Here is an 18,621-nt window from a genome sequence, read left to right on the forward strand (position 1 = left end):
CGCATGCACGCTCGGCGCTCCGCCTTTGGCGGCAACGCCTGCCCGTGGCACTGGGCGCCGGTGTACTGGGGTTGTCACTGATCGGTGCGGTGCAGGTGTACCAGCCGCCGGAGTTGCGGGCGATGGCCACGGAGACGCTGCGCCTGGGCCAGCTGGACATCCTCCTGGTGGAGGACAACGCCCAGCAGTTGGCGGAGCTCAAGCGCAATGCCCTGATCTTTCGCGACCAGCTCGCGCGCGTGGCACGTCGCCCGGCGGACCTGCTGATGTACAGCAGTGCCGACTTCTATGAGGTGATCTGCCTGCAGCCGGACGGCCGCGCCAACTGGCTGATGGTCCACCAGGACCAGGTGGGACGGGTCTCCGACCAGCAGTGGCGGAGGTGCCTGCAATGATCCGGCGTCTCGACCGCACCCTGTTACGGGGCGTGCCGCTGGTGGCACTGGCCCTGCTCGTCGGCACCGGGCTGGTCGCCTGGCAGCGCCAGCCCCACCTGCCCGCCACCGGCTGCTTCAAGGTCCAGGGCGAGGCGGTGCTGGCCGATGGCCGGGTGATGCCGATCACCCACACCTCGATGCTGCACGACGGGCGCTTCTACTCGACGATCAAGCAGGACCGCACCGGCGTGCTGGTGGTGGCCGGGCGGGTGGAAGTGGACTGGCTGGGGGCGATCGAAGTGAAGGTCGAGCACGGTGGCGTGGCCGGTGATACACACGGGGTGGACGGCCAGCTGGCCTACACCCTGCTGCGTCATACCCAGCCCGGGGCACGTGTCCATGTGCTGCCCGTGGCCGGTTGTTTCTATGGCATCGAGACCCATCGGGTCATCTGCCCCTACCGGGTGGACTCGCCCACCCCGCCCCCCATGACTTCGGTGGAGGGGCTGGCAGGCCCCTGATAGCGCACACCTCCGGCGCCGACACGTGCCTGGGCATAGCTGTCGCCGAACAGCTCCCGATAGAGCCGCTCCGCGTGTTCGGTCAGCAGCAGGATCTCGATGCGGCGGTTGGCGCCATCCTCCGGTGCCTCGGGCCGCACTGGCATGACGTCGGCCTGGGCAGCGACCTGCAGCAGCCGCTGTGCTGGCAGCCCGCCGCCCAGCAGCGCATTGCGCGCCTGCAGGGCCCGGTCGCCGGACAGGTTCCAGTTGTCGTAGCCGGACTGCCGATAGGGCACCGCATCGGTGTGGCCGCTGAGGATCAGGCGGTTCTCCACCCCCGCCAACACCTTCGCCAGGGCCTGCAGCAGGCCGGTGAAGTGCGGCTCCAGCCGTGCGCTGCCACGGGCGAACATGGCCCGGCGCTGGTCGTCGTGGATGAGGATGCGCAGGCCCTGGGGCACCACGTCCACCTCCAGGTTGGCCAGGGCATCCACCTCGCCAGCCATGTCGCGGATCATCTGCGCCAGGCGCTCCAGGTCCTCCACCGTGCGGAACAGCTGGGGCGACCTGGATGCCTCCTTGTCCTTCGCCGCCGTGGTTTCAGGGCGGCTTTCGGCCACCTTGCGTTCGGCAGGAGCAGCCTCGGCCCGGGGTGCTGGGGAGTCCTCGGACTTCTTCGGTGGCTCGCGGCGCGGGGCCAGGGAAGCCGGGCGGCCTTCCAGGTCCAGCGGCAGCCGGCTGGTGCCGTCGAACACGCCGGCACCGCCATCCACCATCGGGTTGAGCATCAGCTCCCCGGCGCTCGGGCTCTGGGAGCGCGCCTGGGGCTGGACGATCCAGAGCACCATGAACAGCGCCATCATCGCCAGAGTGAAGTCGGCGAAGGCCACCTTCCAGGCCCCGCCATGCTCGTCGTGGTGCCCCTTCTTGCCCTTGCGCTTGATGATCACTTCATGGCCGTGGGCCTTGTCGCCGCTGCGGCTCATGCTTTGCTGCGCTCCTCTTCGTACTGGTTGACCCAGGTTTCCAGCTGCTTGAAGGGCGGCTTGACGTCCTGCTCGATGAGCTTGCGCCCGGCGTCCACCGCCAGCAGCGTGGGCTTGCCGGCGACGTGGGCGACCAGGGTGGTGCGCACGCATTCCAGGGCCGACAGCTCGGTCTTCACCCGCTGGCCCATGGCGTTGCTGAGCGGGTCCATCAGGCAGTAGCAGAAGAAGATGCCGAGGAAGGTGCCCACCAGGGCCGCAGCGACGTGGTTGCCGATGTCGGCCACCGAACCGCCGATGCTGCCCATGGTGATGATGATCCCCATGATCGCGGCGAGGATGCCGAAGCCCGGCATCGCCTCACCGACCTTGTGCAAGGACTTGGAGGGCTGCAGCAACGCGTGCTCCATCGCCTCCAGCTCCTGCTCGAGAAAACCCTCCAGCTCGTGGGCGCTGATCTTGCCCATGGCCATCAGGCGGAAGTTGTCGGCGATGAAGAACATCAGGTGCTCCTCCCGCAGGATCAGCGGGTAGCGGGCGAACAGCTCGCTCTGCTCCGGGGCCTCGATGTGCTCGTCGAGCACCTTCAGGCCACCCGCGTCGACCATCTCCAGCAGCTCGTACAGCAGCATCAGCAACTGGCGCTGGAACTCCTCGCCGCGAGGTCCCTGGGTGAACACCGTCTTCAGCTGGGCGAACATCTCCACCAGCACGTCCTTGGGGTTGGCGACGATCAGCGCACCGAGCGCGGCGCCGAGGATGATCACCATCTCCGACGGCTGCCAGAGCACCCGCATGTCGCCGTGGGCCATGGCGTAGCCACCGAGAACACAGGCCACGATGATCAGGCTTCCAATGATCTTCTGCATGGTCGGGACCTAGGCGGCTTCGGTGAGGAACTGGCAGGCGCGGCCAAGCGCCTGCTTGACCAGCTGGCAGACCCGCGCGTCGGTGACTTCGAGCACCAGGGCGATCTCCTTCAGGCTCAGGTCCTGCTGGTAGTACAGCGTCAGCACCAGGCGCTCGCGCTCGCTGAGCTGGGCCAGGGCCTGGCTCAGCAGGCGCTCCTGCAGCACGCGGGCCTCCGGGCCGGGGGTCTCGCCGGCGAACTGCAGGTGCTGCTCCTGCAGCAGCACGTCGAGGCTCTCGATGGCCTCGCCGCACTCGGCGCGCAGGTGCTCCTGATAGGCCGCGCAATCCAGCCCGGTGGCGGCGAGGATCTCCGCCTCGCGGGGCACCCGCCCCAGTTGCCGGGCCAGGGCGCGGATGGCATCACGCACCCGGTGGGTCTGCTGGCGCAACTGGCGCGGCCGCCAGTCCAGACGGCGCAGTTCATCGAGGATGGCGCCGCGGATGCGCAGGGAGGCGAAGCGCGGAAACTGCGCATCCGGCTCGCCGTAGCGGCGCAGCCCCTCCAGCAGGCCCATCAGGCCGATCTGTTCCATGTCCTCGCGGTCCATCACCTGGCTGGCCTGGAGTGCGAGCTGGCGGACGATGCGCTTGACCAGCGGCAGGTACTGCAGCAGCCAGCGCTGCTCCGCCTCGGCGGAGTGCCGGCGCGGGCCGGCGGTGAAATCGGGTTGGTCGGTATCGAGCGGAAGAATGGCGTGCATGGGGGCGACCTCATTGGGCGATCAGCTTGCTGACCAGCAGGTTGTCGAAGGGCTTGGCGGCATTGCGCGCGGCGAAGTCGGCGTTGAGTCCCTCCTCGAGGCGCTGGCGCAGGGCCTCGAAGCCCAGGGCGCGCAACTCGTCGGCCTGGAGGGTGGAGAGGTTGGCGGCGACCGAGCTGCGCACCATCGGCACCACCTGCTCGAGCTTCTTCTTGTCGGTGCCGGCCGGGCCCTGGAGCACCACGTCGAGCACGAAGTAGTGCTCGCGCTCGCGCCCCGGCAGGCTGAGGATGATTTTCTCCACCGGCAGGAAGACGAACTCGACGGAGGGCTCGGACTTCTTCTCGACCTCCTCGCGGGGCTCGCCACCCAAGGGCAGCGCGGCCAGGGCCGACTGCACCAGCAGGTGGTTGACCGCAACGCCGGCGGCGACGGCCACGGCGTTGAGCACGAAGATCAGCAGGATCAGGCGGTTGGTGGACATGGGACCTCACTCGGTGAATCAGACGGTTGCCAGCACGTCGTCCCGGCCATCGTGGCGGGCGCTCTGGCGTTGGGTGTCGAGGGGGTTGGCGTGGATCGCCAGCACGGCGGGGCCGTCATCGCGCCCATGCCGCTCGCGGCCCGGTTGCCCGGAGCCGCCCTCGGTGGAAACCGAGACGCTGACCGGCAGGCCCTGCTGCCCGGCCAGGTCCTGGCGCAGGCGCTCGCTGCCCTGCTGCAGCAGGCGCGCGACGTCGCCCTGGGACGCGGCGATCTGCACGCTGAGCTGGCCGCCTTCCTGGCGCAGGACGATCTCCAGGCTGCCCAGCTCGGCCGGGTCCAGGCGCAGCCGGGCACTCTGGCTGCGCTGGCCCAGCTGCAGCTCCACGCTGTCACGCAGGGCCTGCAGCATCTGCTCGCCCCAGCGCGCCTGGGGGCCGGGCAGGTGCACCGTGCGCTCCAGCGGTCGTTCCGCCGTGGTCTCGGCCACCTGGGTCGGCCGCCCGGGCGAGGGGGCAAACCGAGGCAGCTCCAGCAGCGGTTCGCGCAGACTGGCCTCGACGGGCAGGCGCCCGGGGGCCGAGTCCTGCCGCTCGCGGGTGCTCGGTTCCATCTGAACGGGTACGGGCTCACCCTCGGGCAGCAGCGTCTGGGCAGGCATGGCCTCCCCAGCCCGGGTCGGGCGCTGTCGCGGCAAGGCCAGGCGCTCGTTCAGCCCCTCCGGCATGTCATGGCGTACCGGGTCCCGCAGGGTTACCTGCAGGTCACGCTGGCCCTGGGCAAGGGCCAGCAGCGAGGCCGGGTCGATCAGCTCGGCGGGCTGGGCGCTACCCGCTGCCTCGTCCACGACGGGTGCCATCGGGGGTGGCGCCTCCCGGGCGAGCAGCGCCAGGATCGGGTCCCAGGCCTCCACGGCCTCGGGGCGCTCGTCGGTAGCACGGGCGGCGCTCGGCAAGGCAGGGGCTTGCTCCGCCCCGCTGGGGGGCGGCGCCAGGGTGTTGATGTCCATGGGTCAGGCTCCGGTTTGGCAATCCGTGGTCAGGTAGGCCTGGCGGCCCTCGGCGGCGTCCAGGTCATGGCTGAGCTGGCGCTCCAGGCGGCGCAGCTCCGTGCGGCAATCCCGCTGGGCCTGCTGGTGCAGGCGGCGCATGCGGCGGCACACCAGGCAGTCGGCGACGCCGACGTGCCCCTGCTGGCGCAGTGCATGGAGGCAGCGGGCGATCTGGGCATCCAGGGGCGCGAGGGCCTCCCATTCGTGGCCGGTGAGCACCTGCACCAGGCGATCGGCCAGCGCCGAGAGGCGGCGGTGTTCAGCGGCGAGTGGCATTGACCCCCTCCCAGCCTTCGCGCAGCACGCCCAGCAGGCGCACCACTTCGTCCAGCCCCTCCAGGGAAAGGGACACGCTGACCTCGGAGAGGCGATAGATGCAGTAGTCGTAGAGTCGCGCCAGGCCCTGCACCAGCTCGCCGCCGGCCTCGTAGTCGAGGGCGCTGGACAGGCCGTTGAGGATGTTCAGGCACTTCTCCAGCGACTGGCCCTTCTGCTGGTACTGGCGCGCCTCGATGTGGCCACGGGCGCGGGCCAGCTCGTCCAGCAGGCCGTCGAACAGCACCAGCACCAACTCGTAGGGGGCCGCGGCGGCGGTGCGGGCCTCCAGGTCCACGGCGCGGTAGCCGCCGTAGCTGTCGTCCAGGTTGAACCCGTTCATGCGAACAGCCCCCCGGTCTGCTGCATCGAGGCCAGGGCCTGGGCCATCGCCGTGTACTGACGCAGGTAGCGCTGGTAGGAGGTGTCGTACTGCCGCTGCAGGCTCTCGAACACGCCATCCATGCGACGGATGTTGCTGGCGATGGCATCGCGGCGGCTCTTCAGCTGACCCGTGCTGCCGATGTAGGGCGTGAGGCTGCGCTCCAGGCTTTCCACCAGGCGTCCGGGTTCGCGGAACAGCTTGTCCAGCTCCCTGGGTTGCTCGGCCAGGGCCTTCTCAAGGCGCTTGGTGTCCAGCGTGAGCTTGCCGTTGCGGTCGGCGCTGACGCCGTACTCCACCAGGCTGCGACCCCCGAAGCCGCTGCGCAGCACGGCATTGAGCCGGTTTTCGATGCTGCGCACGGTGGCGTCACCGGCCAGCGGCCCGCGACCGCTGCCGTCACTTCCGCCGCTCGCGGTGAGGCTGTCGAAGCTGCCCAGCAAGGTATTGAAGGCATCGATGAAGCCTTGCACGCGCTCGCGGGTACCCTTCTCGTCCCGGCGCACGGTGACCTGCAGCGGGCTTTCCCCCGGGCGGTGGGCCTGGGTGAAGGTCAGCGAAACCCCCTCCACCACACCGTCGAATCGGTTGGTCGGCTGGGTCAGCAACAGACCGTCCTCGCCCCCCAGGCGGACCTGGGCGTCCCGTGCCTCGGCCAGGGTCCGCGGGTTGGCAACAGCGGCCGCCAGCGGGCCGGAGCCCCCCTGGAGGGACAGGCTGATCGCCTGCGCAGCACCGCTTTCCCGCGCACTGAGCACCAGGGACAGCTTGCCGTCCGCCCGTACCAGCGTCGTGCTGATGCCACTGCCGGCCAGGGTCGTGGATAGCGCCTGCTGCAGCTCCTCGGGGCTGTTGCGGCCATCACCGTCGCGGTCGACGCTGGCCAGGTCCAGGCTGTAGGACTTGCCGGCCTGCTGAAGGGTCAGCACCCCCTGGGTGCCGATGCCGTCCGCCGTCAGCCCTTCCAGGGCCACCTGGTGGGCACTGGCCAGGCGCTCGACGAAGAAGCTGTAGCGCCCCGTGCTGGCAGTCGCCCCGACCTGGGCCGTCGCCCGGCCCTCCTGACTGAACACGGCCTCGTTGGCCAGGATCGGGCGTGTCTCGCTCTTGAACTCGCGGATCGCCGTGCTGAAGGTGCGCAGCGCCTTGTCGAGGTTCGCCAGCGCATCGCCCTGGGCACGGTAGGCCTGCTGACTGCGATTGGCCCGCGCCCGGGCTGCCTGCACCTCGAAGGTGGCCAACTGGGTGGCCTGGCGACGGGCGTATTCGGTATCGATGTTCATCGGGATGGCTCCTTGGAACTGGCAATGGTGACCAGCGCCGGAGCAAGGCCGATGCCAACTACTGAAAGCCACGGATCACGGGGCTTCCAGCCTTTTGCGGAGGAAGCTCGGCAAGGCGGGCGCACGTCCCCAGAGGAATGCAGGTTTCCGCTTGTTTCCTGTTTCGGCGTCTATCCGCCAACCACTGGCGGACGTGCTGACGGGTTCTCCCAGGAAGCAGGTCGGCAGCAAAGTCGCACGTGCGGAGGCGCCCCTGGCAAATGGACGAGAACGACGCAGCGCCTGTCGGCGCGAACAGAAGCAGCAGATGCAGAAGGAACGAGGGCGAGGAAGCTGGGCAGGCTGACGAGTCTGGCGGGGGCATAAAAAAGCCCGCACCCGGCGCGGCTCAAACACCGGGGCGGGCAAGGAGCAACCTCAGGCCAGCAGGCTGACCACGGTGAAGCGCGAGAGCTGGGCCTGGGCGATCACGGCCTGGGCGAGTGCGCCGTAGGCGTCCGGGCCCTGGCCCATCAGGTCGTACAGGGAGCGGGCGAAGACCTGGGCCCATTGGCGTTCGTCCCGGGCGTCGGCCTGGGCGAGGAATTCGCGGATGTCCTCCTGCCGCTGGGCCAATTGGTCGCGCAGGGTGTCGATGCGCTCCAGCACACCGAGCACGGAGTCGAGCAGGCTGCGCAGCTCCCGGGGGCTTTGCCCGTGGGGTTCGGCCAGGGCCTGCAGGCCCTCTTCGCGGCTGGCCAGGCCGCGCCGTTCGCGGGGGAACAGGCCGCCCTCCCCCTGCACCTGCAATTGGTCCTGCAGGGTGCGCCACTGGGCTTCGGGGGCGCTGAAGCGCAGGGCGCCGTCGCTGTCCAGCTCGGCGCGCAGGCCGGCAGCGCCGAGGCCCTGGTTGAAGCGGCGCAGCACCTGTTCCGGGGCCAGCCCTTCATCCAGGGCCACCGCCAGGGCTTCGCCCGGCTGGCGGGTAAAGCTGAACACCAGGGTTTCGCGACCGGCGGCGCGGATGGCCTCCAGGGAGTCCAGCCCCTCCAGACGGAAGCGGCTGCGGACGGGCTCGCCAAGACGCAGCCGCAGGTCGGCGTCCAGGGACTGCGCGGTGCGCGCACCGCGTTGCTGCAGCAGGGCATTCACCTCGCGGGTGGCCTGGCGCAGGGTTTCGCGGTCGGCGGGGCGCGAGGCAGCCAGTTCGCGGCCGAGGTTGAGCTTGAGGTGGTCGAGGCGTCCGGCCAGCTCGCCCAGATACTGATCGGTGGCCTGCATCTGGCTCAGTTGCTGGTTGAGCTGCAGGTTGAAGCTGGACGGTTTGCCGGGTGAGCGCTGGGCCGGGCTGCGCGGCGTCGGGCGGTCGGGCGCCACCGTGCGCGACGGGGCGCTGGTGGGCTGGGCTGCCGGCGTCTGCTGCCGCTCACGGGGGGGCGGCAATGTGGTGGGTGAGAGCGCGGTGGGGTCGACCTTCATGGTTCGGCCTCGGTCAGAGCAGGTTGAACAGGGACAGGTCCTGGATCGCCAGGTAGGTCTTCTGGCTGGCCTTGATCGACAGTTTGTAGTTCTCCAGGTCGAGCGTGGCGCTGGGGTAGTCCAGGTGGGAAAGGTCGTACTCGAGCCGCTGGTTGACCAGCGAGCGGTCCTCGTTGGCCTGGGTGAGCAGGTCCAGGGTGCCCTGCCGCCCTCCCAGTTCGGTGATGGCGGCAAGCACGCCGTCGAGGCTGCGGTCGAGCACATCCAGCAGCTCACCGGTCTGCTTCACCAGGGCCGGGTCGCCGCTCTGCATGCCGGGGGCGAGAAAGGCCTGCTGCAACGCGTGCAGGCCATTGAGCACCGGCAGGTCGGGACCGAGCATGGCCAGCAGCGTGACGTTCTCGTCCAGCAGCACGCCGCTGCCCACCACGGCCTGGCGTACGCCGGCATTGCCGCCGGGGCTGTAGCGCCCGGTGGCCGGGTCCTGCAGCAGGGCCGGCTGGTCGATGCGGGTGCCGGAGAACAGGTACCGCCCGGACTCGTCGCGGCTGTTGAGCAGGTTGGCCAGCAAGCCTTCCAGTGTCTTCATCTCCCCGGCGATGGCGCCCAGGTCCTGCTCGGAGTGGGTGCCGTTGCGAGCCCAGAGCAGCATGTCTCGGATGCTGAGCAAGGCATTCGAGGTCGAGCGCAGCTGGGTCTCCTGGGCGCCGAGGCTGGAGGAGACGCTGCCGATGTTGAGCCGGTACTGGGCCAGGCCCGCCTCCTCCCGTGCGTTGCGCAGCAGGCGGACGCTGGCGATGGGGTCGTCGGAGGGCTGCAGGATGCGCCGGTTGCTGGAGACCTGCTGCATCAGCCGCCCCACTTCCAGGCCATTGCGGTTGAGCGCTTCGCCCATCAGTGCGCGGGTCTGGGCATTGGTGACACGCATGGGGATCTCCTCAGAAGCTCGCCAGCATGGCGTCGAACAGGGTGTTGGCAGTGGCGATCACCTTCATGTTGGCCTGGTAGGCCTGCTGGTAGGCCATCAGGTTGGCGGCCTCCTCGTCGTCGTTGACCGCGCTGGTGCCGTCACGCAGCGCCTGGGCCTGCCGGGTCACCTGGGTGGCGGCGGCGAGGTCGTTCTGGTTCTGCCGGCTGGCGCTGGCCACCTGGCCGAGCAGGCCGGCGTAGGCCTCGTTGAAGGTGGTGGACGAGCCACCGAGCAGCACCGGCTGGCGGCGCACTTCGAACAGCGCCAGCAGGGTGCGGTTGTTGCCGGCCTCGCCGGGGGTGTCGGAGAACGCCAACTGGTCAGGGGTGATCCCGGTCAGCACCAGCAGCTGGCTGATGCTGCCCGGCTGGTGACGGAACAGGGGCTGGCCCGGGTCGCCGTTGCGGTCGTAACCGGTGGTGAGCACGTCGTTGACGCGGCTGGCGAAGGCTCCGGCCATTTCCCGCAGCAACGCCTGCTTGGGCCGCAGCAACTGCGTTTCGCTGGTCTGCAGCGCCCCCAGGGTGCCGCCCAGGCCATTGGGAGAGAGGCCGGCACGGGTGGTGGCGAACTGCAGTTCGATGCGCTGGCGGCCATCACCGTCGCGCACCACCTCCAACCGGCTGGGGGTGCCGCCGATCACCAGCGGCTGGCCGCTGTCCAGGGCGATGTCGTAGGCACCCTCGGCGCTCTCGCGGACCTGCAGGCGTACATGCTTGCCGAGCGCCCTGACCATCTCGTCGCGGTGGTCCTGCAGGGTGGCGATGTCGCCGCCCACGGCCTTCGCTTCGGTGATGCGGCGATTCATCAGGGCCAGGTTGGCGGTGAGCGCGTTGATGTCCACCACCACCGCCTCGCGCTGGGCAGCCAGGCCGTCGAGTTGGGCCTGGAGGCCTTTGGAAAGGCTGTTGAAACGTTGCGCCAGGTTGCCCGCCTCGGTCAGCAACTGCTGGCGCAGGGCCTGGGACGACGGGGTGGCGCTGGCCTCGCTGACGGCGGCGAAGAACTGGTCGAGGCCCTTGCTGATGTTGGAGCCCTCGCCTGCCAGGAGGCTTTCCACGGCCTGGAAGTAAGGCCGTGCGCCCGCCTGCAGCTGCTGCTCGGCACCGGCGCGCCACAGCTGGCGATTCTGGAAGGCATCGGCAATGCGGCGGATGGCGGCCACGTCGACGCCGGCACCTGGAGAGGTGCCCTGCCCGACCCGCGACTGCAGCACCGGGTCCAGGCGGCTGTAGCCGGCGGTGTTGCGGTTGGCGGTGTTCTGCGCCGTGGCGGCCAGGGCGATCTGGCTCGCCTGCAGGCCGGTCAGGGCGATCTGGCTGATCAGGCTCACGCGTCGTTCTCCTCGTGCCCGGTTCGGATGCTGGGGGCGAAGGCCGCCGAGTGGGCCGGCGGATTGCCTCTTACGGGAGAAGGGGCGACCGGCCGGCTCGGGCCGTTAAGGTCGCGGAGAATGCTGCGGGTGTAGGCGCGGGTCTCCGCGAAGGGGATGGACTCCACCCAGGCCTCGGTGGACACCTCGCCCAGGCGCGGGTCGCCGAAGCGCTGCAGCCACTCGTCCACCCGGCCGGGCCCGGCGTTGTAGGCGGCCAGGGCCAGGGCCGGCTGCTGGTCGTAGCGCGCCAGCAACTGTTCCAGGTAGGCGCGCCCCAGGCGCAGGTTGTAGCCGGGGTCGTCCAGCAGGCGCTGCGGGTCGAACGGCAGCCCCAGGGCCTGGGCCATGTCCCGGGCGGTGTCCGGCATCAGCTGCATCAGGCCCAGGGCGCCCTTGGCCGAGACCGCTCGCGCGTCGCCGGCGGACTCGTGACGGACCACGCTGCCCACCAGTGCGCGGAGCCCTGCGCTGCCCCGGGCCAGGGTCGACAGCGGCGTGGCAGCGCTGGCGGCGAGCCCGGCGGCCCCCGCCAGCCAGGTGCCCATGGCCCGGCTGCGGGCAGGTTGCGCCGGGGTCGGCATGGGGGGCGGCAGGTGCCCGGCCGGTGCAGCAGGCACTGCGCCGGGCTCGGGCGGCTCGCCGCCGAGCTGGCTGACCAGCAGCCCGGCGATGCCGGCCTGGCCGCTGCCGGCCAGGTGCCGGGCCAGGGCCTCGTCATGCAGGTCGCGCAGGGTGTCGAGCTGGCGGCTGCGCAGGGGGTTGCCTTCGGACAGCACATCGCCGGCCTTGCGCATCTCCTTGAGCAGTTGCTGGAGGAACAGCGCCTCGAAGTCCTCCGAGGCGGCCTGCAGCTGGCTGCGCGGTGCACGGGCCGGGTTCAGGTCCCGGCCGGCCCGCAGCGTCAGCGAAGGGGGAAGGGTCGATGCCATGGGGCCTCCTCAGATCACCACCAGTTCGGCGTTCAGGGCCCCCGCGCGCTGCAGCGCCTGGAGGATGGTCATGATGTCGTCGGGGGTGGCGCCCAGGCGGTTGACGGTGTCGATGATGCTTTCCAGGGTGGTGCCTTCGGGCCACTTGAACATCGGGTTGGTCTGCTGCTCCACGTCCACCTCGGAGTTGGGGGTGACCGTGGTCTGCCCGCCGGAGAGCGGCGCCGGCTGGCTGACCTGGGGGTTCTCGCTGATGGTCACGCTGAGGGTGCCGTGGGCCACGGCGGCGGCCTTGACCCGCACCCCCTGCCCCACCACCACGGTGCCGGTGCGGCTGTTGAAGACCACCTTGGGCCGGGTCCGACCGGGGTCCACTTCCAGTTCTTCGAGCTGTGCCATGAAGGCCATCCGGGCGCTGGCGGATACCGGCGCGCGCACGGCCACCCGCGCCGAGGACAGGGCACTGGCGGTGTTGTCGCCGAACGTCTGGTTGAGCGACTCCACCACCCGGCTGACGCTCTGGAAGCCGGGCTCGCGCAAGCTCAGCAGCACCTCGGGGCGCTCGGCGAAGTCGCTGGGGATGCTGCGCTCCAGGCTGGCGCCATTGGGGATCAGCCCGGAGGTGGGGCTGTTGAGGGTGACGCTGGAACCGCTCTGGCCTTCGGCCTTGATGCCGCCCACCAGCAGGTTGCCCTGGGCCACGGCGTAGACCTCGCCGTCGATGCCCTGCAGCGGCGTCATCAGCAGCAGCCCGCCGCGCAGGCTCTTGGCATCCCCGAGGGACGACACGGTCACGTCCAGGGTCTGCCCCGGCCCGTAGCCGGGCGGTACGCTGGCGGTGACCATCACCGCAGCGGCGTTCTTCAGCTTGGGGTCGGTGCCCGGCGGCAGGTTGATGCCGAACTGCTTGACCATGTTGGCCACCGACTGGTTGGTGAACTTCACCTGGTTCTTGTCGCCGGTACCGTCGAGCCCCACCACCAGGCCGTAGCCGAGCAGCTGGTTGTCGCGAACGCCTTCGACGTCCACCAGGTCCATCAGCGGGACGCCGAGGCTGGCGGGTTGCCAGGCGAGCCCGAGCAGGCCGAGCAACAGGGTGGCAGGGATGCGCATGGGGGCACTCCGTTAGAGGGGGAACAGGGGGGAGGTGAAGAAGCGGGTCAGCCAGCCGGCGCTGTTGCTGTCGTTGAGCACGCCACGCCCGGCGTAGGAGATCCGCGCGTTGGCCACCTGCTGGGAGGACACGCGGTTGTCGCGGTCGATGTCGTCGATGCGCACCAGGCCGGTGAGGCGGATGTACTCGTCACCCTGGTTGAGCCGCAGGGCCTTCTCGCCCTTGACCAGCAGCACCCCGCCCGGCAGCACCCGGTGCACGGTCACGGCGATGGCGCCGCGCAAGGTGTTCTGCTGGGAACTCTTGGCCGAGCCGGAGAAGTCGCGCTCGGCACTGGCCTGGTTGTTCAGCCGGTTGTAGGGCCGGTTGCGCAGGGTCGGCAGGGGGATGTTCAGCGAGGAACTCTTGTCGAAGCTGGTGCCCGCGCTCTTGCTGGACTGGGTGGACTCGTCCAGCACCACGGTGACGATGTCGCCGACGCCGATGGCGCGCTTGTCGCGCAGCAGCGAGCCGCCGTAGCCGGACCGGAACAGCCCGCCGGAGGTGGCCGGCTGCCGGGCGTAGTCCAGCTCCGGCGGCTGGAAGGCGGAGGAGTCCTCGTCGGGCAGCAGCTCGCGGGCGCTCTGGCAGCCACCCGAGACCAGCGTCGCGATCAGCAGCAGCAGCAACAGCAGGACGCGCATCACGGTGCTCATACGGTCTGGTTCAGGAACTGCTGCATGCCGGAGGCGGCATCCAGCACCTTGGCGTTGGCCTCGTAGGCACGCTGGATGGCGATCATGCTGACCATGGCCTCCACCACCTGCACGTTGGAGCCTTCGAGCACCTTCTGCTTGATGTCGCCGAGGCCTTCCTGGCCGGCCACGCCCTCCACCGCCTCGCCGCTGGCCACCGTCTCCTTGTAGAGGTTGCCGCCCAGGGCCTCCAGGCCGCCGGGGTTGGTGAAGTTGGCGAGCATGATCTGCCCCAGCTCGCTGGGCTGGGCGGCCCCGGGGAGCACAGCGGTGACCAGGCCGTCGCGGCTGACGGTGAACTGGGTGGCCCCGGCGGGCACCTGGATGGCCGGCAGCAGCGGCAGGCCCTGGGCGGTCACCAGCATGCCCTCGCCATTGAGCTGCAGTTGGCCGTTCTCGGTGTACCAGGTCTCGCCGTTGGGCGACTCCACCTGGAAGAAGCCGGGCCCGACAATGGCCAGGTCCATCGGCTGGCCGGTGGGCTGCATGTTGCCTTCGGTGAACACCTTCTGCGTGCCGGCCACGCGCACCCCGCTGCCGAGCTGGATGCCCGAGGGCACGGTGTTGACCTGGTCGGCCTGGGCGCCGGGGGGCAGTTCGATGGCGTAGAACAGGTCCTCGAAGACCACGCGGTCGCTCTTGAAGCCGACGGTGTTGACGTTGGCCAGGTTGTTGGCCACCGCCGCCAGGGCGGTGTCCTGGGCGGCGAGCCCGGTCTTGCTGACCCAGAGGGCGGAACTCATGGGGGTTCTCCTTGGTGTGGGGGCGGCGCGCTCAGGCGCCGCGGATCATGCGGTTGCCGTTGGCGGCGAGGTCGTCGGCGGCCTTGAGCAGCTTCACCTGGGTCTCGAACAGGCGGCTGAGGCCGAGGGTGCCGGTGAGCTGCTCGATGGCCGAGACGTTGCTGCCCTCCAGGTAGCCGGCGGCCAGTTGCACCGTCTCACTGTCGGCGGCCGGGGTGCCGTCGACGGTCACCAGCAGGCCGGTGGCGTCCTTGCGCAGGCCGGCGGCGGGGATGTCGACACGCTTGATGCGGCCGACCTCGGCCATCAGGTAATCGCCGCGCGGCTGGATCGAGACGGTGCCGTCGCTGCCGATGGACAGCCGGTCGTAGGGAGGCAGCTGCAGCGGGCCGCCGTCCCCCAGCACCGGCCGGCCGCCGAGGCTCAGGCGGCCTTCGGCGTCCACGGCCAGGCTGCCCTGGCGGGTGTAGGCCTCGCGGCCGTCCTCCAGTTGCACGGCGATCAGGCCCGGCCCGCGGATGGCCAGGTCCAGGTCGCGCCCGGTGGCCATCAGCGGGCCGGGGTTGAGGTCGAGGCCGCTCGGCTGCAACCGGGCGAGGTGGCGGCTGGCGTAACCGGTGCCCGGCACCTCCACGGCCTCGGCCCGCTCCAGGTCGGCGCGGAACCCCGGGGTGCTGACATTGGCGAGGTTGTTGGCACGTACGTCCAGGGCGGCCTGGGTGCGGTACGCGGCGGTCATGGCGGTGTAGCCCAGTCGGTCCATGGCGTGTTCCTCAGACGGCGGCGAACAGCGCCTGGATGAGTTCCTTGTTGGTGCTCACCACCTTGGTGTTGGCCTGGTAGTTGCGCTGCCCTTCCATCAGCCCCACCAGCTCGCGGGTGAGGTCGACGTTGGAGCCCTCCAGGGCCTTGCTGCTGATGGGGCCGAACTGGCCGCTGTTGGGCGTGCCCAGCAGCGGCGTGCCGGAGGCGCTGGTCTCGCTCCAGCTGGTGCCGTTCTGGTTGGCCAGCCCGCCGGGGTTGGTGAAGCCCGCCAGCACCAGCTGGCCTTCCAGCAGGCGCTGGCCGTTGCTGAAGGTGGCGTAGAGGCGTCCGTCCTTCTCCACCGCCATGCCGGTGCGCTCGCCGGTGGCATAGCCGTTGGCGCGGTTGGTGCCGATGACGAAGGGCGAACCGTACTGGGTGGAACCGGCGTAGCTGAGAGCCAGGTTCAGCGGCTCGACGCCGGGCAGCGGGTGGGTGATGGTCACCGGCCCCACGGGGGCGGCCAGGGTGCCGCTGGTGCTGAAGCTCAGGGGCTGGGCGGGACCGACACCGGCACCGTCGACGAAGTAGCGCACCTCCCACTGGTTGCTGCCGGTGTTGATGAAGTACTGCGTGAAGCTGTGCTTTTTCCCCTGGGAGTCATACACCGGCGTGGTCTGGGTGCAGGTGTAGGTGTCCGGGTTGCTCGGGTCGAAGGGGGTGACCTTGGGCGGGGTGGCGTTGGCGTCGAGGTTGGCGGCGAAGTCCACCCGGTTGCTGGCCTGGGCCGGCAGGTTGCCGGTCTTCTGCTGCAGGTCACCCAGCACGCCCGCCTGCAGCACGCCGGCCGCATCCACCGGGTAGCCCTGCAGCCGGCCACCGCCCGCCGTCAGGTAGCCCTGCTCGTCGGTACCGAACATGCCGGCGCGGGTGTAGCGGGTCTCGCCACCGGCGCTGCGGGTGATGAAGAAGCCGCCCCCGCCGATGGCCAGGTCCAGGTCACGACCGCTGGCGTTGATGGAGCCGCGCAGGCTGATGCTCTGGGTCACCGCCTGCACCTCCACGCCCATGGGCTGGCCGGAGGAATACAGGCTGGCGAACTCGGCGCGGGAGGACTTGAAGCCGGTGGTGGCGGAGTTGGCGATGTTGTGGCTGACGGCGTTCAGGTGCTGGTTCACCGCATTCAGCCCGGTCAGGGCGATGTTGAAGCTCATGGTCTACCTCACAGGGACGATCAGGCGCCGCCGAATTCGACGACGTTGTAGAAGGGCACTTGGCCAAGGCCGGCCACCTCCAGCACCGGGCCGGTGGCGCTGGTGCGGACCTGCACCACGCGGCCGGCCAGCTCAACCGGCGGCATCTCGCCGCTGTCGGTGCGCACCTCCAGGCGGTAGCGGCCCTCGGGCAGGCCGAGGGCGGCGGGGTCGATGCGCACGGGCACGCGGCCGGGCTGCTGGGGACCGAGCTGCAGCGTGGTGCGCCGGCCGCTCTCGCTGACCAGCTCCAGCTGGGTGCTGCCCGAGGGGGATGTGAGGCGTACCTCGCCTTCGATCACGCGGCCGGCGAGGGTCACGCTGTCGCTGGCGACCTTGACCTGCTGGCCCACCAGCCCGGCGGCGGTGAGGGTCTGCAGGTTGTCCACCAGCACCAGGCTGCCCTGGGCGACACGGGTCAGGTTGGCCATGCTGCGCACCTGGGCGAGGTTGGCGTACTGGTTGATGTACTGGCTGCTGTCGGCGGGGTTGGTCGGGTCCTGGTTCTGGATCTGCGCGCTCATGAGGGTGATGAAGGTGTTCTCCATCTGGGCCACGTCGCGCAGGTCGAAGGCCGGGTTGGCCTGCACCTCGCGACCGGCCGGGGTGCGGCTGGCGGTTTCGTTGTCGATGCGGTTCATCAGGCTTCTCCCAGGCGCAACAGGCCCTGCTGCATGCTCTTGACGCGGTTGAGGACCTCGACGTTGGTCTCGAAACCGCGCGAGGCGGAGAGCATGTCGGTCATCTCCTCGATGGGGTTCACGTCCGGGTAGAACACGTAGCCGTCGCGGTCGGCCAGCGGGCTGCCGGGCTCGTAGCGCCGGCGTGGCTCGGCCTGGCTGGCGATCACGTCCAGCACCTGCACGCGCGCACCGCCCAGGCCCGCCGGGCGGGACAGCTCGCCGTTCTCGTAGATGGCGGCGAACAGCGGCTTGCGCGGCCGGTACACGGCCTCGCGGCTGCCGGCGGCGGATTCGACGTTGGCCAGGTTGCTGGCGATGGTGTTGAGGCGCACGGTCTGGGCGTTCATGGCCGAGCCGGCGATGCGGTAGATGGCGTCGAAGGACATGGTCAACGGCCCTCGATGGCCTGCTTGAGGCCTCGGAACTTCATGGTGAGAAAGGTCAGGCTTGTCTGGAAATCCATGGCGTTGCGGGAAAATTCCGCCTGCTCCACGCCCTGCTCCACGCTGTTGCCATCCAGGGAGGGGTTGAACGGCACGCGGTACTTCAACCTCGGCGCCTGGTCCTCCAGGCCCGGCAGGCGGTACTCGGCGCCCTGGCGCATCTGCTCGGCGAAATCGAAATCCCGGGCCCGGAAGCCGGGGGTGGACTCGTTCGCCAGGTTCGACGAGAGGATTTCGCTGCGCTGCATGCGCAATTCCAGCGCCTGGGCGTGAACCCTCAGGCTGTCTTCGATTCGTATACTCATGGGCCCTCGGCCTCCTCACGGATGGGTACGGATGCCCTATCGCAGGAAGCGTGCCGGGTTCGGGCACACCCTAAAATTCTCTTGTTTTTCAGTCAGTTGAATGAATTCATCAGCCAACCAGAATCGTCCCGGGCTTCCGCTTTCGAACGCCACCCGTGCCTGCGCGGGAAGGCTCACTTCCGTCCTCTTCCTCGTGCTCGCGGGCGTGGTCGCGCCCTGTGCCCAGGCCGACACCAAGGTCGCCAGCCAGGTGCTGGAAGCGGTCGCCCAGCAGCAGGACGCGCGCCTCGACGCGCTCGCACTCAGCAAGGGCTGGCAAGGCCTGGAGCACACACTGGAAAGCCAGGTGCTGGGAGAAACCGCGTCGCTGAAGCCCTGCAGCGGGCCTCTGTCAGTGACGGCGGAAGCGACCCTGCCCGACCCGCTGGCACGCCAGCGCTACCGGGTGAAGTGCCCGGAAGGCTGGCAGCGGGTGGTGGTGAGCCAGGCCAGCGTGCGCCTGCCGGTGCTGGTCAGTCGCGTCGCCATCGAGCGCAACGCGACGCTGGAGGCGCGCCAGCTGGAGCGCAAGGTCATGCCGCTGGAGCGCCTGCGCCGGGGCTTCTACCAGACCCCGGCAGAGGTGGTCGGCCAGAGCGCCCGGCGCAGCCTGCGCGCGGGCCAGGTGATCGGCCCGGCGAGCCTGGCGCCGCCGGTGCTGGTGCGGCGTGGGCAGCGGGTGACGGTGGTGGCGGCGGTGGGCGGGCTGAACGCCTCGGTGGAGGCCGAGGCGCTGGAGGATGGCCGCCAGGGCGAGCGCATCAAGCTGCGCAATACCTCCAGCCGCAAGCCGCTGGAGGCGAAGGTGACGGGCCCGGGGCAGGTGCAACTGCCCTGA

Annotated in this window: 22 protein-coding genes and 1 pseudogene; 3 read left to right on the forward strand and 20 right to left on the reverse strand. The window is 69.9% G+C overall.

The genetic code is table 11. The features are described 5' to 3' along the window. Window positions 1-395: pseudogene (locus SZ55_RS13990) on the forward strand (hypothetical protein); the annotation flags it as partial. Continuing rightward, window positions 392-898 (forward strand): hypothetical protein, encoded by a 507-nt coding sequence (locus SZ55_RS13995; RefSeq protein WP_044406976.1) that lies wholly within the window; start codon window positions 392-394, stop codon window positions 896-898. The pseudogene SZ55_RS13990 and the gene SZ55_RS13995, both read left to right, overlap by 4 nt. Here the strand turns inward: SZ55_RS13995 and SZ55_RS14000 are convergent. The 20 genes from SZ55_RS14000 to flgB all read right to left on the reverse strand — a co-directional run bounded on the left by SZ55_RS14000 (window position 835) and on the right by flgB (window position 17,744). Further along, the gene (locus SZ55_RS14000) at window positions 835-1,866 is read right to left on the reverse strand and encodes an OmpA family protein (RefSeq protein ID WP_044406981.1); all 1,032 of its coding nucleotides are present in this window, start codon (window positions 1,864-1,866) and stop codon (window positions 835-837) included. The genes SZ55_RS13995 and SZ55_RS14000 overlap by 64 nt on opposite strands. Further along, window positions 1,863-2,735 carry a flagellar motor stator protein MotA gene (gene motA / locus SZ55_RS14005; RefSeq protein WP_044406983.1) on the reverse strand — a complete coding sequence of 291 codons (873 nt, stop codon included), beginning with the start codon at window positions 2,733-2,735 and terminating at the stop codon, window positions 1,863-1,865. The genes SZ55_RS14000 and motA overlap by 4 nt, the downstream gene beginning before the upstream one ends. A 9-nt stretch (window positions 2,736-2,744) precedes the next feature. After that, window positions 2,745-3,479, reverse strand: a complete 735-nt coding sequence (locus tag SZ55_RS14010) for a FliA/WhiG family RNA polymerase sigma factor (protein WP_044406985.1) — start codon at window positions 3,477-3,479, stop codon at window positions 2,745-2,747. Window positions 3,480-3,489: 10 nt separating this feature from the next. Then, a complete protein-coding gene (locus tag SZ55_RS14015; RefSeq protein ID WP_044406988.1) occupies window positions 3,490-3,963 on the reverse strand; it encodes a flagellar basal body-associated FliL family protein in 474 nt (157 codons plus the stop codon). An 18-nt stretch (window positions 3,964-3,981) separates the two neighbouring features. Then, window positions 3,982-4,971 carry a flagellar hook-length control protein FliK gene (locus SZ55_RS27110; protein ID WP_052807599.1) on the reverse strand — a complete coding sequence of 330 codons (990 nt, stop codon included), beginning with the start codon at window positions 4,969-4,971 and terminating at the stop codon, window positions 3,982-3,984. Between the two features lie 3 nt (window positions 4,972-4,974). Beyond that, a complete protein-coding gene (locus SZ55_RS14025) occupies window positions 4,975-5,289 on the reverse strand; it encodes a hypothetical protein (RefSeq protein WP_044406991.1) in 315 nt (104 codons plus the stop codon). Then, window positions 5,273-5,671 (reverse strand): flagellar export chaperone FliS, encoded by a 399-nt coding sequence (fliS, locus tag SZ55_RS14030; protein WP_044406994.1) that lies wholly within the window; start codon window positions 5,669-5,671, stop codon window positions 5,273-5,275. The genes SZ55_RS14025 and fliS overlap by 17 nt, the downstream gene beginning before the upstream one ends. Next, on the reverse strand, window positions 5,668-6,993 hold the full coding sequence (fliD, locus tag SZ55_RS14035; RefSeq protein WP_044406996.1) for a flagellar filament capping protein FliD: 1,326 nt from the start codon (window positions 6,991-6,993) through the stop codon (window positions 5,668-5,670). The genes fliS and fliD overlap by 4 nt, the downstream gene beginning before the upstream one ends. 417 nt (window positions 6,994-7,410) lie before the next feature. Continuing rightward, window positions 7,411-8,451 (reverse strand): hypothetical protein, encoded by a 1,041-nt coding sequence (locus SZ55_RS14040; RefSeq protein WP_044406999.1) that lies wholly within the window; start codon window positions 8,449-8,451, stop codon window positions 7,411-7,413. A 13-nt stretch (window positions 8,452-8,464) separates the two neighbouring features. Then, entirely contained in the window at window positions 8,465-9,379 is a 915-nt protein-coding gene (flgL, locus tag SZ55_RS14045) for a flagellar hook-associated protein FlgL (protein ID WP_044407002.1), read from the reverse strand. A gap of 10 nt (window positions 9,380-9,389) precedes the next feature. After that, on the reverse strand, window positions 9,390-10,754 hold the full coding sequence (flgK, locus tag SZ55_RS14050; protein WP_044407005.1) for a flagellar hook-associated protein FlgK: 1,365 nt from the start codon (window positions 10,752-10,754) through the stop codon (window positions 9,390-9,392). Beyond that, the gene (locus tag SZ55_RS14055) at window positions 10,751-11,725 is read right to left on the reverse strand and encodes a lytic transglycosylase domain-containing protein (protein WP_052807600.1); all 975 of its coding nucleotides are present in this window, start codon (window positions 11,723-11,725) and stop codon (window positions 10,751-10,753) included. Before SZ55_RS14055 ends, flgK begins: the two co-directional genes overlap by 4 nt. Before the next feature lie 9 nt (window positions 11,726-11,734). Further along, the gene (locus SZ55_RS14060; RefSeq protein ID WP_044407008.1) at window positions 11,735-12,838 is read right to left on the reverse strand and encodes a flagellar basal body P-ring protein FlgI; all 1,104 of its coding nucleotides are present in this window, start codon (window positions 12,836-12,838) and stop codon (window positions 11,735-11,737) included. Window positions 12,839-12,850: 12 nt separating this feature from the next. Beyond that, on the reverse strand, window positions 12,851-13,522 hold the full coding sequence (flgH, locus tag SZ55_RS14065; protein WP_044407089.1) for a flagellar basal body L-ring protein FlgH: 672 nt from the start codon (window positions 13,520-13,522) through the stop codon (window positions 12,851-12,853). A gap of 8 nt (window positions 13,523-13,530) precedes the next feature. Beyond that, window positions 13,531-14,316 (reverse strand): flagellar basal-body rod protein FlgG, encoded by a 786-nt coding sequence (gene flgG / locus SZ55_RS14070; RefSeq protein WP_044407011.1) that lies wholly within the window; start codon window positions 14,314-14,316, stop codon window positions 13,531-13,533. A gap of 31 nt (window positions 14,317-14,347) precedes the next feature. Beyond that, on the reverse strand, window positions 14,348-15,079 hold the full coding sequence (locus SZ55_RS14075; protein ID WP_044407014.1) for a flagellar basal body rod protein FlgF: 732 nt from the start codon (window positions 15,077-15,079) through the stop codon (window positions 14,348-14,350). Window positions 15,080-15,089: 10 nt separating this feature from the next. Beyond that, on the reverse strand, window positions 15,090-16,274 hold the full coding sequence (gene flgE, locus SZ55_RS14080) for a flagellar hook protein FlgE (RefSeq protein ID WP_044407017.1): 1,185 nt from the start codon (window positions 16,272-16,274) through the stop codon (window positions 15,090-15,092). A gap of 20 nt (window positions 16,275-16,294) precedes the next feature. Then, the gene (locus SZ55_RS14085; protein WP_044407020.1) at window positions 16,295-16,954 is read right to left on the reverse strand and encodes a flagellar hook capping FlgD N-terminal domain-containing protein; all 660 of its coding nucleotides are present in this window, start codon (window positions 16,952-16,954) and stop codon (window positions 16,295-16,297) included. Next, window positions 16,954-17,382: a flagellar basal body rod protein FlgC gene (gene flgC, locus SZ55_RS14090; protein WP_044407022.1), complete on the reverse strand. Its 429-nt coding sequence runs from the start codon at window positions 17,380-17,382 to the stop codon at window positions 16,954-16,956. Before flgC ends, SZ55_RS14085 begins: the two co-directional genes overlap by 1 nt. Window positions 17,383-17,384: 2 nt before the next feature. Next, on the reverse strand, window positions 17,385-17,744 hold the full coding sequence (gene flgB / locus SZ55_RS14095) for a flagellar basal body rod protein FlgB (protein WP_044407025.1): 360 nt from the start codon (window positions 17,742-17,744) through the stop codon (window positions 17,385-17,387). A 205-nt stretch (window positions 17,745-17,949) separates the two neighbouring features. Between flgB and flgA the strand changes: the two genes are divergently transcribed. Then, window positions 17,950-18,621 (forward strand): flagellar basal body P-ring formation chaperone FlgA, encoded by a 672-nt coding sequence (flgA, locus tag SZ55_RS14100; protein ID WP_160298840.1) that lies wholly within the window; start codon window positions 17,950-17,952, stop codon window positions 18,619-18,621.

Origin of the sequence: Pseudomonas sp. FeS53a, from assembly GCF_000931385.1 — a bacterium.
GTDB classification, from domain to species: Bacteria; Pseudomonadota; Gammaproteobacteria; order Pseudomonadales; family Pseudomonadaceae; genus Metapseudomonas; species Metapseudomonas otitidis.